This window comes from Streptomyces sp. SCUT-3 (genome assembly GCF_014083985.1).
Lineage (GTDB): Bacteria > Actinomycetota > Actinomycetes > Streptomycetales > Streptomycetaceae > Streptomyces_H > Streptomyces_H thermolineatus.
Map to the genome: position 1 here is coordinate 1349569 of NZ_CP046907.1, position 14567 is coordinate 1364135.

Annotated in this window: 12 protein-coding genes; 1 reads left to right on the plus strand and 11 read right to left on the minus strand. The window is 74.0% G+C overall.

Features of this window, described 5'->3' with window-relative positions:
• Nucleotides 1-51: 51 nt before the first annotated feature.
• Entirely contained in the window at nt 52-1143 is a 1092-nt protein-coding gene (locus GQS52_RS05880; protein WP_182312016.1) for an SPFH domain-containing protein, read from the minus strand.
• 73 nt (nt 1144-1216) lie between these two features.
• Entirely contained in the window at nt 1217-2251 is a 1035-nt protein-coding gene (locus GQS52_RS05885) for a peptidoglycan-binding protein (protein WP_182312018.1), read from the minus strand.
• Between the two features lie 153 nt (nt 2252-2404).
• Between GQS52_RS05885 and GQS52_RS05890 the strand changes: the two genes are divergently transcribed.
• On the plus strand, nt 2405-2836 hold the full coding sequence (locus GQS52_RS05890) for an NTP pyrophosphohydrolase (protein WP_182312020.1): 432 nt from the start codon (nt 2405-2407) through the stop codon (nt 2834-2836).
• A 125-nt stretch (nt 2837-2961) separates the two neighbouring features.
• On the opposite strand, the gene GQS52_RS05895 is transcribed toward GQS52_RS05890, so the two are convergent.
• From GQS52_RS05895 to GQS52_RS05930, 9 genes are all read right to left on the minus strand, one after another.
• On the minus strand, nt 2962-4068 hold the full coding sequence (locus GQS52_RS05895) for a glycosyltransferase (RefSeq protein WP_259370618.1): 1107 nt from the start codon (nt 4066-4068) through the stop codon (nt 2962-2964).
• Nucleotides 3981-4556, minus strand: a complete 576-nt coding sequence (locus GQS52_RS27555) for a hypothetical protein (RefSeq protein ID WP_259370619.1) — start codon at nt 4554-4556, stop codon at nt 3981-3983. The genes GQS52_RS05895 and GQS52_RS27555 overlap by 88 nt, the downstream gene beginning before the upstream one ends.
• Nucleotides 4557-4629: 73 nt before the next feature.
• The gene (locus GQS52_RS05900; protein ID WP_275946453.1) at nt 4630-6129 is read right to left on the minus strand and encodes an amino acid permease; all 1500 of its coding nucleotides are present in this window, start codon (nt 6127-6129) and stop codon (nt 4630-4632) included.
• A 192-nt stretch (nt 6130-6321) separates the two neighbouring features.
• A complete protein-coding gene (dxs, locus tag GQS52_RS05905) occupies nt 6322-8274 on the minus strand; it encodes a 1-deoxy-D-xylulose-5-phosphate synthase (protein ID WP_182312021.1) in 1953 nt (650 codons plus the stop codon).
• A 190-nt stretch (nt 8275-8464) separates the two neighbouring features.
• Nucleotides 8465-9724 (minus strand): sugar ABC transporter permease, encoded by a 1260-nt coding sequence (locus tag GQS52_RS05910; protein ID WP_259371049.1) that lies wholly within the window; start codon nt 9722-9724, stop codon nt 8465-8467.
• Between the two features lie 53 nt (nt 9725-9777).
• A complete protein-coding gene (locus GQS52_RS05915; RefSeq protein ID WP_182312023.1) occupies nt 9778-10569 on the minus strand; it encodes an ATP-binding cassette domain-containing protein in 792 nt (263 codons plus the stop codon).
• 248 nt (nt 10570-10817) lie between these two features.
• Nucleotides 10818-11930, minus strand: a complete 1113-nt coding sequence (locus GQS52_RS05920; RefSeq protein ID WP_259370620.1) for a substrate-binding domain-containing protein — start codon at nt 11928-11930, stop codon at nt 10818-10820.
• Between the two features lie 123 nt (nt 11931-12053).
• On the minus strand, nt 12054-13253 hold the full coding sequence (locus GQS52_RS05925; RefSeq protein ID WP_182316242.1) for an ROK family transcriptional regulator: 1200 nt from the start codon (nt 13251-13253) through the stop codon (nt 12054-12056).
• Between the two features lie 298 nt (nt 13254-13551).
• Complete coding sequence (locus GQS52_RS05930) at nt 13552-14514, minus strand: carbohydrate ABC transporter permease (protein WP_182312025.1); 963 nt, start codon at nt 14512-14514, stop codon at nt 13552-13554.
• Between the last annotated feature and the right edge of the window lie 53 nt (nt 14515-14567).

A 14567-nucleotide genomic window follows, 5' to 3' on the forward strand; every position in this document is an offset into this window, starting at 1 on the left:
CCCGGTCCGGGGCGGGCTCGGCCTGGCCGGGCCGCCCCGGGCCGGGGCCGGTCAGCCCCGGTCCGCGGAGCCCCGGTCCCCCGGGGCCCGGTCGGCGCGGGACTTCCCGCCCGCGGGGTACGGCGCCGCGCCGCCTCGCGCGTTCCAGAAGGCCACGGTCAGGTCCTTCGCCAGGGCCCTGCGCTCGTGCGGGGCGGGCTCCCCCGGGCCGTTGCGCACCAGCCGCGCCACCGTCTCCTCCACCGCGGCGAGCACGTCGTCCAGGACCATCGTCCGGAACCTCGCGTCCAACGCCGCCACCCGGGTGCGGTGCATCACCTCCGCCACCTGCGGCGCGTACTCCAGCCGCAGCGGGCGGGCGGCGAACACCTGGAGGCCGGCCGGACGCGCCTGCGCGGCCAGCAGCCGGGTCAGCTGCTCGCCGACCCGCTCCGCGTCCCGCAGCGTCGGCCCTCCCACGCCCCGGAAGTCGTCGGCGGGCGCCTGCGAGAAGACCCGGCAGACCGCCGACTCGACCAGTTCGCGCAGGTACGCCTCATGGTCGTCCACCGAGAAACGGGCCCTGGCGCTGTCGCGCACCCGCCACACCAGCAGCACCACGACCTGCAGCGGGACGCCCTCGGAGTCCACGGCCGGCATCGGACGGCTGCGCCAGTGCCGCAGCCGCACGTCCATCCGCTGCCGGGCCGCCACCGGGTCGAGCCACAGCAGGCCGGTGCGGCGCACCGTGCCCCGGTAGGCGCCGGAGCGGCTGAGCACCCACACGCTGCCCGCCCGGCCCCGAACCAGACCGCCGGAGACCAGCAGGACGACGACGGACGGCAGGACCAGCGCCGCCCACAGCACCGCCCCGGTGAGCCCCCCGTGGCCGGGGGGCGGCAGCGCCGCGGTGGGCAGGGCACGGTCGAGCGCGCCGATCCGCCACAGCGCCCAGCAGAGCGTGACGACGGCGGCGACTCCGCACAGCAGGACGGGCGCCCCGGGCAGGCAGCGGGCGGGGCGCTCCTCGACGCCGGCGACCGGCGTGTCCCCGAACGGCTCGGACCGCACCGCCGGGGCAGGGGCCGCCGCCGGCGCGGGAACGGCCGCCGGGGCGACCGCGGTGGCGGGGCCGGGAGCGACGGCCGGGCCGAAGCCGGGCACGGTCGAGGGGCCGAAGCCCGGCGCCGGGCCGAAGCCGGGGCCGGGGCCGGGGCCGGGGTGGGCAAGGACGGTCTCATGGGAACAGCCGCCTCCAGGTCTCGGGGCCGGGGAAGCCGTCGGCGTCCGGGCCGGACCATCCCTGGGCCCGCTGGAACGCCGCGACGTTGCGACGGTCGGCCTCGCTCCAGGTACGGGAGGGGCCCTGCCGGTAGTGGGCGGCGAACCCCCGGTGCACCAGGCGTTCGCCGAGGAGCAGCACGTGGTCCCCGTGGCGGCCCGGGCCGAAACGGCCGGCGCCGGGAAAGGCTCCGCCGTACGAGGAACCGCCGTCGTACGGGGAGCCGTCGTACGAGGGGCCGTCACCGTCCGGGGGGCCGTCGGCCCCGGAGGAGGAGCCGGTGTCCGGCGGGCGCTCCTGCGCGCCCTCCTCGACCACGTGCTTGTAGCGGTAGGGGAGGTACTTGCCGGAGTCGTCCCAGTAGGCGTACGGGGTCGCCTGCTTGCGGGCGTGGGGACGGGCGGCCTCGTAGGCGACGTACCAGGAGCGGGAGGGGTCGGTCCACCCGCCGAAGAGGGTCACGTGCGAGCCGTCCCGGGGGTTCGCCGGGTCGTGGTGGAGCAGCATGTCCCCGGGGCGCAGGTCCTCGCGGGCGATCCGGACGGCGTACTCGTCCAGGCTCCCGGTCCACTCGTTGGACCCCAGGCCCCAGGCCATGGAGACGAAACCGGAGCAGTCCTGCCGGTAACCGTCCGACCAGGTGCGGGACATGCTGTACGGGACCGCGGCGTCGGTCCACCGGGAGGCCCGCTCGATGATCTGCGCGCGGGTCAGCCTCATGGGAGTGTGGGCGGCCGGGGCGGACGCCGTCCCGGTCCGCGCGGTCGCGGGGGCGGCCGCTTCGGGAGCGGCCGCGGCGTGCGCCGCGCCGGTGCCGACGGCCGTCCCCAGCACCGTGACCGCCACCGTCGGCACGGCGGGACGCCACGGCACCGGGACGGGGGCCGGCGGGGCCGTCCGGGCCCACCGGTCGGCGAGGCGGCCGCGGGCGCAGTCGTCGCACGGGCAGTCGGACGGAGGGTCCGTCTCGAGGAACTCCGGCATCTCCATGGTCCCTTGTTACCCGGATCATCACAGGATCCCGGGGCGACACCAGCGCGCATCCGTGTGTACCTGACGAGGCGTCGGACGATCCTTCCGACGTGGTGTCAGGTCGGACCGGCCGGCGGGAGGCGGCTCCCGGGGTGTGCCACAGTGGCGGGCATGGAGAACGCCGCCGCGCAGTCCGCGTGCCCTCCCCCGCTGGTCGTGGTGGACGGGGCCAACGTCGTGGGCTCGGTGCCCGACGGCTGGTGGCGCGACCGCGCCGCGGCGAACGCGCGCCTGCGCGACGAACTGGCCGGCCTGCCCGCGCGGGGACTGCCGGACCGCGGGGACGTGCCCGGGTGGGCCGTGGGGACGCCCGTCGAGGTGGTGCTGGTCGTGGAGGGGGCCGCGCGCGACGTGCCCGGGGTGCCCGGGGTGCGCGTGTCCGCCGCCCCCGGGGAGGGCGACGACCACATCGTCGAGGTGGTGGCGGGGCGCGAGCCGGGGCGCCGCTGCCTGGTCGTCACCGCGGACCGGCTGCTGCGGACACGGGTCCGCGCCCTCGGCGCGGAGACCTGCGGCCCGAGGGCCGTCCGCGGCGTCGGCTGAATCCTCGGGAGGCCGCCGGGCGCGGCCCACCCGGCGCGGCCCACCCGGCGCGGCCCGTCCGGGCCGGGGAAGGCGTGCGGGGGGAAGTCCCCGCGCCACCGGCCGGTTCCGGTGCGGGGGCGCGGTCAGTGCGGGGCGGTGTTCCGGGCGTAGAGCACGGCGCCGTCCGCCTCGGCGACCCGGTGGTAGTGCTCGTCCAGCAGGCGGCGCACCGTGGGGATGTGCTCCGGGGCGTACGGGGCGCCCCGCGAGTCGTCGACGACCAGGGCCGGTGGGTGCTCCGCCATGTCCTCCCGGAAGTCCTCCCAGGCGCCCGGCACCGCGTACCGCTCCCCCACCCGGGCGTCGCCCCGGCCGCCGCTGAAATTCGTCAGGAAGCCCGCCGTCAGGTGGCGGCCGGCGGGGCGGCGGCCGGCCAGCCAGTACTGCTCGGGGCGCATCCCCCACACCAGGATCCGGTCCCGCTCCCCGGTGTGCGCCCGGACCTGCTCCGCCACCGCCAGGGAGTGCCGCAGCCCCTGCGGCTCGGCGAGCAGGCCCCACCCCAGGAACGCCGTGGCCGCGGCGGCGCTCCACGCCAGGGCCGGCCGCCACCAGCGGGGCAGGGCGTCCAGTGCGCACGCCCCCGCCAGGACCAGCGGCGGCAGCAGTTGCAGGTAGTAGTGGCCGAAGAACTGGAAGCCGGTCGTCACCGCGGCCGCCGAGGACGCCAGCCACAGGAGCGGCGCGCCGCCGACGGCCGGGGCGTCGGCGGCCGGGGCGTCGGCGGCCCGGCGCCGCCGCGCCGCGACCGCGACGGCCGCGACGACCGCGGCGGCCGGTGCCGCCCAGGCCGCCCCCGCGATCGCCGCGTTGCCCAGCGCCCGGCCCAGGACCAGCGGCCACGAGCCCTCCGGGGACAGGTAGGAGCCGCTGCCGGTGAGGGTCCAGAAGACGAACCGCTGCGGGCCGGTGGCCCAGGCAGCGGCGGCCACCGGGAGGAGGAGGCCCGCGCCCAGCCGCAGTGCGCCCGGCCACAGCGCGCCGGAGGCGGCGAGCGCACCGGGCGCGCCGGGCGGCGGGCCGAGGTCCGTGCGGCGGTCCCGGGAGTGCCGCCACAACAGCCACAGGACGGGCAGCAGCACGGCCCCTCCGGTCTGCTTGGTCAGCGCCGCGGCGGCAGTCGCCAGGCCTGCGGCCCCCCAGCGGCCCCGGACGGCCAGGAGGTAGGCGGCCGCCGTCCAGGGCAGCATGAACACCTCGAAGGCCGCCGCCTGGGTGTCCTCGGGGGCCAGGCCGACGGAGAGCAGCGGGTACAGCAGGCCGGCGGCGGTCCCGGCCCGGTCCCCCGGTGGTGGCGGGCGGCGGCGGCCAGCAGCAGCGCGGTGGCGGTGTGCGCGCCCACCGCCAGGACCCGCACCGCCGGCCACAGCAGGTCGTCGCCGAGGAGTTCGAGGACGCCCTGGTGGAGCCAGGGCAGCAGCGGGGGCTTGCGGTCGACGACGTCGGCGTAGAGGGCACCGCCCTCGGCGAGCACCCGGGCCTGGACGGCGAGGAACCCCTCGTCGGGGTTCCACAGCGGCCGCAGGAAGGAGGGCAGGTGGACCACTGCCGTCAGCAGGACGACGACGGGGGCCAGCCGCCCCCACCAGCCGTGCGGCAGCAGGCGCCGCGCCCTGCCCGGGCGCGGCGCCGTCGGACCGGGCCGGGGTGCGGCGGACTGCGGGACGGCGGTGGGCACCGGCCCAAACTACCGGTGCCCACCGCAGTGTTCGGTCCCGCGTGTTCGGTCCCGCGTGTTCAGTGCCGCATGTTCAGTGCCGCGTGCTCACCCGGCTGTGGCTGCGGCCGAAGAAGAAGTAGACGGCGAAGCCGAGGAGCATCCACACCGCGAACCGCAGCCAGGTCTCCAGCGGCAGGTTGAGCATCAGCCACAGGGAGGCCAGCACGGAGGCCGCCGGCAGCCACGGCACCAGGGGGGTGCGGAAGTTGCGCGGCAGGTCGGGGCGGGTGCGGCGCAGCACGACGACGCCGACGGCGACCACCACGAAGGCGAAGAGGGTGCCGATGTTGACCAGTTCGGCGAGCTCGCTGATGGAGGTGAATCCGGCGACGACCGCCACCAGCACGCCCAGGACGACGGTGGAGCGGTAGGGGGTGCCGAACTTCGGGTGGACCCGGGAGAAGCCGCGGGGCAGCAGCCCGTCGCGGCTCATGGCGAAGAAGACGCGGCTCTGGCCCAGCAGCATGATCATGCACACGGAGGTGAGGCCGACGATGGCGCCGAAGCTGATCAGTCCGGCCCAGAACGGACGGCCGACGGCCTTGAAGGCGTCCGCCAGGGGCGCGGAGACGCTCAGGTCGCTGTACTTCTGCATCCCGGTGACGACGACCGAGACGGCCACGTACAGGACCGTGCAGATGGCGAGGGAGCCCAGGATGCCGCGCGGCAGGTCGCGGGCGGGCCTGCGGGTCTCCTCGGCCGCCGTGGCGACGATGTCGAAGCCGATGAAGGCGAAGAATACGACCGCCGCCCCGGCGAAGATGCCCATCACGCCGAAGTTGGAGGGGGTGAAGCCGAAGAGCGCCTGGACCGCCGACTGGTCGATCCCCCGGCCGCCCTGGGTCGGCTCGGCCGGCGGGACGAACGGCCGGTAGTTCTCCCCCTTGACGAAGAACGCGCCGACCGCGATGACCAGCAGGACGACGGTGACCTTGATGCCCACGATGATCGTGGTCACCCGCGAGGACAGCTTCACGCCGGCCACCAGAATCGCGGTGACCAGCAGGACCAGCAGGGCCGCCAGCAGGTCGAAGCCGCCCCCGTTGGACGGCCCGCGCAGCCAGTCGGGGAGGGTCACCCCGGCGGTTGCCAGGAGGGACTGCGCGTAACCGGACCAGCCGACGGCGACCACGGCGCAGCCCAGCGCCAGCTCCAGCACCAGGTCCCAGCCGATGATCCAGGCGGGGAACTCGCCGATCGAGGCGTAGGCGAAGGTGTAGGCCGATCCGGCGACCGGCACGGTGGAGGCGAACTCCGCGTAGCACAGTGCGGCCAGCGCGCAGACCACTCCGGCGGCGACGAACGACAGGGCCACGGCGGGCCCTGCGGTCTCCTTGGCGACCTTGCCGGTCAGCACGAAGATGCCGGTGCCGATGATGACGCCGACGCCGAAGACGGTCAGGTCCAGCGCCGACAGCGACTTCCGGAGTGCGTGCTCGGGCTCCTCGGTGTCCCGGATGGACTGCTCGATCGACTTGGTGCGCAGCATCCCGCCGCTGCCCGGCCGGTCCCGGGTGCTTCTCGTTTCCATGGGCGCACACCTCCACGTGTGGTTTTCCGCCGCCCGCTGCGTCGCGGGCGGCGGGCCGTCGGCACAGCGCTGTTCACAGCCTCGCACCGGATCGGCGCCTTCACACCCGGTACGGGCACGGGCCCGTACCTCCCCCCGGGGGGAGGTACGGGCCCGTGGGGGTCCGGTGCGCGGGGTGTGCGCGGGGCGGGTTCAGTCCCGGGCGACGCCGGCCGGCTCGTCGTCGTAGCGGCCCTCGAGGCGGGAGACCAGCCCGGTGACCTGGCGGGCGATGTCCGGGGCGGTCAGGCCGATCTCGGCCATGACCTCCTTGCGGGTGGCGTGGTCCAGGAACTTCTGCGGGATGCCGAAGTCGCGCAGGGGCACGTCCACGCCCGCGTCGCGCAGCGCCTGGGAGACCGCGGAGCCGACGCCGCCGGCCCGGCCGTTGTCCTCGACGGTGACCACGACGCGGTGCTCGGCGGCCAGGCCCGGCAGGGCCGTATCGACCGGCTTGACCCAGCGGGGGTCGACGACGGTGGAGGAGATGCCCTGGGCGTCGAGCAGGTCGGCGACCTCCAGGCACATCGGCGCCAGGGCCCCCACGGAGACCAGCAGGACGTCGGCCCGGGGGCCGGCTCCCGCGTCCGCGCCGTCCTGCCCGGCGGGGCCGGCGGGGCGGCGCAGCACGTCCATGCCGCCGATCCGGCCGACCGCCTCCACGGCGGGGCCGACCGCGCCCTTGGAGTAGCGCACCACGGTGGGCGCGTCGTCGACCTCGACCGCCTCGCGCAGCTGGGCGCGCAGCTGGTCGGCGTCGCGCGGGGCGGCGATCCGCAGGCCGGGGACGACCTGGAGGATCGACATGTCCCACATGCCGTTGTGGCTGGCGCCGTCGGTGCCGGTGACGCCGGCCCGGTCCAGGACGAAGGTCACCCCGCACTTGTGCAGGGCGACGTCCATCAGGACCTGGTCGAAGGCGCGGTTGAGGAAGGTCGCGTAGACCGCCACGACCGGGTGGAGGCCCCCGGTGGCCAGGCCGGCGGCGGAGACGGCGGCGTGCTGCTCGGCGATGCCGACGTCGTAGACGCGCTCGGGGAACGCGTCGGCGAACCTCTCCAGGCCCACGGGCTGGAGCATGGCCGCGGTGATCGCGACGACGTCCTCGCGCTCCTTGCCGATCCTGACCATCTCCTCGCCGAAGACCGAGGTCCAGTCGGCGCCGGCCGCCGAGACCGGCAGGCCGGTGTCGGGGTGGATCAGGGGGACGGCGTGGAAGCGGTCGGCCTCGTCCTGCTCGGCCGGCCTGTACCCGCGGCCCTTCTCCGTGAGGCAGTGCACGATGACCGGGCCGCCGAAGCCCTTGGCGCGCTGCAGCGCGGACTCCACCGCCTCCAGGTCGTGGCCGTCGATCGGGCCGACGTACTTCAGGCCCAGGTCCTCGAACATGCCCTGCGGGGCGATGAAGTCCTTCAGGCCCTTCTTGGCGCCGTGCAGGGTCTCGTACAGCGGCTGGCCGATCAGCGGGGTGCGCTCGAGGACCTCCTTGGTGCGGGCCAGGAAGCGCTCGTAGCCGTCGGTGGTGCGCAGGGTGGCCAGGTGGTTGGCCAGGCCGCCGATGGTGGGCGCGTAGGAGCGCTCATTGTCGTTGACGACGATGACCAGCGGCCGGTCCTTGGCCGCGGCGATGTTGTTCAGCGCCTCCCAGGCCATGCCGCCGGTGAGCGCGCCGTCGCCGATGACGGCGACCACGTGCCGGTCGGTGCGGCCGGTGACCTGGTTGGCCTTGGCAAGGCCGTCGGCCCAGCCCAGCACCGTGGAGGCGTGGGAGTTCTCGATGACGTCGTGCTCGGACTCGGCGCGCGAGGGGTAGCCGGACAGGCCGCCCTTGGCCCTGAGCCGGGAGAAGTCCTGGCGCCCCGTCAGGAGCTTGTGCACGTAGGACTGGTGTCCGGTGTCGAACAGGATGCGGTCGCGGGGCGACTCGAACACCCGGTGCAGCGCGAGGGTCAGCTCCACCACTCCGAGGTTGGGGCCGAGGTGCCCGCCGGTCTTGGACACGGCCTCGACCAGGAAGGCCCGGATCTCGCCCGCCAGCTCGACGAGCTGGTCGGGGCTGAGCCGGTCGAGATCGCGCGGTCCCTTGATGCGGGTCAGCAGGGCCACCCGTTCCTCCTTATTCGAGCTTCCGGTCCGATGAGTCTAATGTTCCACCGCGCCGGGGCACGAAGAGACCGGGGGATCCCGGCCGCGGAAGCGGTGGGGCCCCGCCGCCCGCCGGCGCGGGGGCCGGGCGGGCGGCGGGGCCCAGGGGGCTGCCGCGTCCTGGTGCGGGCACGGCCCGCCGGGCGGGCCCTCAGGCCCGGCCGGAGGCCTTCTGGGTCTTCCGGGAGACCGAGTCGATCACGACCGCGGCCAGCAGGACGCCGCCGGTGATCATGTACTGCACCGCGGCGGCGATGCCCATCAGGGCCAGGCCGGAGACGATGGACTGGATGACCAGCATGCCCAGCAGGGCCGACCAGGTCCGGCCGCGTCCGCCGAAGAGGCTGGTGCCGCCGATGACGGCCGCCGCGATGGCGTTCATCAGCAGGTTCCCGGCGCCGGCACCCTGGTTGGCGGAGGCGATCCGGGAGGCCAGGAACAGGCCGCCGACCGCGGCCATGGTGCCGGCGATCGCGAAGACCGAGATCCGGATCCGGGCCACGTTGATGCCGGCCCGGCTCGCCGCCTCGACGCTGCCGCCGAGCGCGAAGACCTTGCGCCCGTAGGCGGTCCGGCGCAGCAGGAAGTCCAGCGCGACGATCACGGCGAGGAAGACCACCAGGGCCAGCGGCAGGCCCTTGTACTGGTTGAGCACCCAGGCCGCGGCGAAGGCCAGGACCGCGAGCGCGCCGGCGCGCAGGGCGATCTCGGCGGTGGGCCGGAACGGCACCCCCGCGGCCCTGCGGCGGCGGGCGTCCAGCAGCGAGGCCGCGGTGAAGGCGGCGACCGCGACCGCGGCCAGGCCGTAGGCGGCCGCGATGTCGGTGAAGTAGTAGCTGGTCAGGGTGGCGACGAAGCCCTCGTCGTCGAGGTTGATCGTGCCGTTGGAGCCGAGCACCTGCAGCATCAGGCCGTTCCACGCCAGCAGGCCGGCCAGGGTGACGACGAACGCGGGCACGCCGATGCGGGCGAAGAAGAAGCCGTGCAGGGCGCCGATGGCCGTGCCGCACAGGACCGCCAGCGCGAAGGCGGGCACCTCGGGGACGCCGTGGCCGATGTTGAGGACGGCGAAGACCGCCCCGGCCAGGCCGCTGACCGAGCCGACCGACAGGTCGATCTCCCCCAGCAGCAGCACGAAGACGATGCCGACGGCGATCAGGCCGGTGCCGACGACGTCGACGGAGAGGTTGGAGAGGTTCTCCGGGGAGAGGAAGGCCGAGTCCATCGTCTGGAAGATCGTCCAGATGAGGAGCAGGCCGATCACGACCGGCAGCGAACCGAGCTCGCCGCTGCGCATCCTGCGCCCGAACTCGCCCAGGTAGCCCTTGAACCCCTCCTCGCGCACCAGCAGGCGCGGGTCGACGGCAGGGACGGCCCCGGGGGCCACCACGGGGCCGGTCTCCTTGCTCACCCCGGCCGCCCCGGCCGCCCCGGGCACCTTGCTCACCTTGTTCTCCTCGGTGCTCACTTGGCGACCTCCACGCCGCTGCGGGCCCTGCGGCGGGTCACGGCGTTGTCCGTGGCGCCGGTGATGGCCGCGATGATCTCCTCCTGCGAGGTGCTGCGCACCGCGAAAGTGCCGTTGTTGGCGCCCAGGCGCAGTACCGCGACCGTGTCGGCCACGGCCTTGACGTCGGCCATGTTGTGGCTGATCAGGATGACGCCCAGGCCGCGCTCGCGCAGCCGCTCGACGAGGTCGAGGACCTGCGCGGTCTGCTCGACGCCGAGGGCGGCGGTGGGCTCGTCCAGGATCACGATCCTCGGCTCGCCGAGCAGGGAGCGCGCGATGGCCACCGTCTGGCGCTGGCCGCCGGAGAGGGAGGCGACGGGGATCCGCACGCTGGGGATCCGGATCGACAGGGTCTGGAGCAGTTCGCGGGAGCGGCGCTCCATCTCGACCTCGTCCAGGACGCCGGCCCGGCGGATCTCGCGGCCCAGGAAGAGGTTGTTGACCACGTCGAGGTTGTCGCACAGCGCGAGGTCCTGGTAGACCGTCGCGATGCCCAGCTCCTGGGCGTCGTGGGGGCGCTCGACCCGGACCGGGCGGCCCTCCCACTCGACGACGCCCTCGTCGGCCGGTCCGACGCCGGCGATGACCTTGACCAGGGTGGACTTTCCGGCACCGTTGTCGCCCACCAGGGCGACGACCTCGCCGGCGTGGACCTCCAGCTCGACGTCGGTGAGCGCCTGCACGGCGCCGAACCGCTTGGAGATCCCGCGCAACGCCAGGACCGGCGTAGCGGACACGTGAACCATCTCCTTCACCGCCGTGTGCCGGCGGGGGGTGCCGCGCCGGCGGGATGGCGCGGGCGCGGAGAGGAAAGGGGGGCGCGGGGGTCGGTGCGCCCCGCGCGAGGACACAGGGCCGTCCGGCGCCCCGCCCTCAGCGGGGTGGAATGGGCGGGCGGGACGCCGGACAGGTCGGGGGCCGACCCCGCCGTGCGGCGGGGCCGTGCCGGAGGGCCCTGCCGGCCCGTGCGGGCCGTTGCGGGCCCTTGCGGGCCCTACTTCAGGCCGGCCTTCTCGCAGGCCTTGGCGTACTTGGCGGTGCAGATCTCGTCGACCGTGTAGAGGCCGTCCTTGACGACGGTGTCCTCGATGTTGTCGACGGTCAGGGCGACCGGGGTGATCAGCACGGACGGGACGCCCTCGGTGGTCGGGCTGTCGACCGAGTCCTTCGCGATCGCGTCGAGCTTCTCGCCGCGGGCCAGCGCGACGGCCATCTCGGCGGCGGCGTCGGCCTCGGGCCGGTACGCCTTGTAGACGCTCATGAACTGCTCACCGCTGACGATGCGCTGCACGCCCGCCAGTTCGGCGTCCTGGCCGGTGACCGGCGGGAGCTCGTCGAACCCGGCCGCCTTCAGGGCGGTGATGATGCCCGAGGCCATGCCGTCGTTGGCGGAGTAGACGCCGACGATCTCCTTCTTGCCGAGGGAGGAGATCGCGCCCTTCATGTTCTCGTTGGCGTTCTCGGGCTTCCACTTCTCGGTGTCGTACTCCTTGCCGATCTTCACCTTGCCGTCGAGGACGGAGTGGGCGCCCTTCTTGAACATGGCGGCGTTCGGGTCGGTCGGGGAGCCGTTCATCATGACGATCTTGCCCTTGCCGGCCTTGTCGCCCAGCTTCTCCAGCAGCGCCTCGCCCTGGACCTTGCCGACCTGCTCGTTGTCGAACGAGGTGTAGGCGCTGATGGGGCCCTCGGCCAGGCGGTCGTAGGCGACGACCGGGATGCCGGCCTGGTCGGCCTTCTTCACCGAGGACGCGATGGACTTGGAGTCCACCGCGTCCAGGATCAGCACGTCGACCTTCTTGGTGATCATCGAGTCGACCTGCTGCTGCTGGGTGGCCGCGTCCTGCTGGGCGTTGGCGTAGGTCACCGTGCAGGTGTCGCACAGCTCCTCGACCTTGGCCTCTATCAGGGGCTTGTCGAACTTCTCGTAGCGGGCGTTCTGGTTCTCCGGCAGGAGGAGGCCGATGGTCAGCTTCTCCTTGCCCTTGCCCTCCGCGGCCTTGCCGGCGTTGTCGCCGGCCTGGCCGGCGCTGCCGCAGGCGGCCAGGCCGGCTGCCATGGACACGGCCGCCGCGATCATGGCGGTACGACGCAGGTACGTGTTCACGAGTCCCATTCCTCCCCTGACATGGCCGCGTCGTTGCGACCGAGGTGAGGCGAGTCAACTCGCAGACTGCCATGCCGTCAAGAAGTAAATCCTTAACGACATGGCAACGGTGGCGCGCGTTATCTAAGTGAAGGATGGAGTCGCGGAGGGAGAGGATCCGTCCAGAAGCGTGGAATCGCCCATCTCGCTCAACACCAGCGCCAGCGCGCCCAGTACCTCGGCACGCGCCCCCAAGGCCCCGTGCACCACGGAGAGTTGACGGGCCGCGCTGGGAATCGCGTAGCGGGCCACGGACTCCCTGATGGGGGCCAGCACCAGCTCCCCGGCCTCCGCCAGGTCGCCGCCGAGGATCACCCGCTGCGGGTTGAGCACGTTGCACAGGTTGGCCACGCCCATGCCGACGTGCCGGCCCACGTCGGAGACGACCCGGCGGCAGCCGGGGTCCCCCTCCCGGGCCAGCCGCACCATCCCCGGCACCGTCAGGCCGGGGCCGTGGCTGCCGCCCAGCAGCCCCAGGACGTACCGGGCCGCGGTGAAGGTCTCCAGGCAGCCGCGGTTGCCGCAGCGGCACACCGGGCCCGACTCGTCCAGGGTGATGTGCCCGATCTCGCCCGCGGTGCCGCCCGGACCCCGGTAGATCCGGCCGTTGATCACCAGGCCGGCGCCCACGCCGCTGGCCACCTTGATGTAGGCCAGGTCCCTCAGGCCGCGACCCGCGCCCCAGACCACCTCGCCGAGCGCGCCCAGGTTGGCGTCGTTGTCCACGTACACCGGCATGCCCAGGCGCCCGGAGAGCTCCTCGCGGGGGTTGATGCCGCTCCACCCCGGCAGTATGGACGTCGACCCCAGCACCCCGGTCCCGACGTCGATGGGGCCGGGGACGCCCAGCCCGACGCCGATGACCTTCTCCCTGCCGATCCCGGTGGACTCCACCAGGCGGCCGACCAGCTCCTCCGCCCGGTCCAGGCCCTCGGCCGCGGAGACGTCCACGTCGATCGGCTCGGACTCCTCGGCCAGCACCTGGTGGGCCAGGTTGCCCACCGCCACCCTGAGGTGGCTGTGGCCGAAGTCCACCCCCACCACGATGCCCGCGTCCCCCGACAGCGAGACGCTGCGGGCCCGGCGCCCGCCCGAGGAGGTGGGCGTGACCTCCACCGCCCCGCCGTCGCGCAGCTCGCGGACGATGTTGGAGACCGTGGCGGCCGACAGCCCGGTGGTGCGGGCGATCTCCGCCTGCGTCAGCGAACCGGCCAGCCGGACGGCGCGCACCACCCGCTCGAGGTTGGCCCGGTGCAGCGACGACTGCGACCCCGGAGTCTCCACGCCCATCCACTCCCGCCTTCCGAACCGGACGGCGCGACCCGCCGCCCGTCCACGGCGGGAACCGCTGCGAGCGGCCCGCCGTTTCTCCAACACATGAACCCTAGGATGGGCCGCAGGGGTGATGTCCCGTCAAGGGGTTGAGTCTTGCACCACCGAAAAATGGCCATATGGTTCGCATATGTCCCATACGCTCCATCACCCGGATGGAGAGGTTCCGAGGGCGGACGCGCGGGCGGACGGACACGCGGGAGCGGGCGGGCGTGCGGGGGTGTGCGGGGGCGGGACGGCGGCCGGGCCGCTACTTCAGGGCGCCGGCGGTCAGGCCCGCCTGGACCTGCCGCTGGAAGACCACGTACACCACCAGGACCGGCAGCATCGCCAGGGTGAGGCCGGCGAACAGCCCGGCCCAGTCCCCGTCGTAGCCCTGGCTGACCGCGAGGGCGGCCAGGCCCTGGGTGAGCAGCTGCTCGTCCTCGTTCTCCACGTTGAGCGCCAGCGGCAGCAGGTACTGGTTCCACTGGCCCAGGAAGTTGAAGATCCCCACGCTGACCAGTCCCGGCTTGGCCATCGGCAGCATGACCTGGAAGAACGTCCTGGTGTGCGAGGCCCCGTCGATCATGGCCGCCTCGGCGACGGACTGCGGCAGGGTCCGGAAGAAGGAGGTCATGAAGAAGACGGTGAAGGGCAGCGAGTAGGCGATGTAGACCAGGACCAGGCCGTGCGCGGTGTTCAGCAGCGACAGGTTCTTCATCACGAAGAACAGCGGCACGATCGCCATGATCACCGGGAAGGACATGCCGCCGACGAACAGGAAGTACAGCAGGCGGTTGCCGGGGAAGGTGAAGCGGGCGAGGACGTAGGCCGCCATCGAGCCCAGCAGCATCGTGCCGGCCAGCGAACCGGCCACCACCACGGCCGAGTTCAGGAAGTACTGGCCCATGTCGGCCGTCTGCCACGCCCTGGACCAGTTCTCGAAGTGCAGGGCGTCCGGGAGCGACCAGGGGCTCTCCAGGATCTGCTCGGAGGTCTTGAACGAGGTCATGACGGCCCACAGCAGCGGCCCCGCGGCGAGGACCGCCCACAGGACCAGGAAGCCGTGCGAGAGGAGGTCCAGGGCCCCCTCGCCCGGCCCGCCGCCCCTCGGGCCCCGCCGCGCGGGCGCGGGGCCGCCCGGGGCCGCGGCCCGGCCCGGGGCGGCGCCGTCCCGCCGTGCGGCCTTCTCGGTGGCGGCCGGGAGGCCGGCCGGTTCGGCTGTGGTCATCGTGTGGTCGTCTCCCCGTTCCTGGCCGGCGTGCGCCGGTGCCCGGTTCCCGT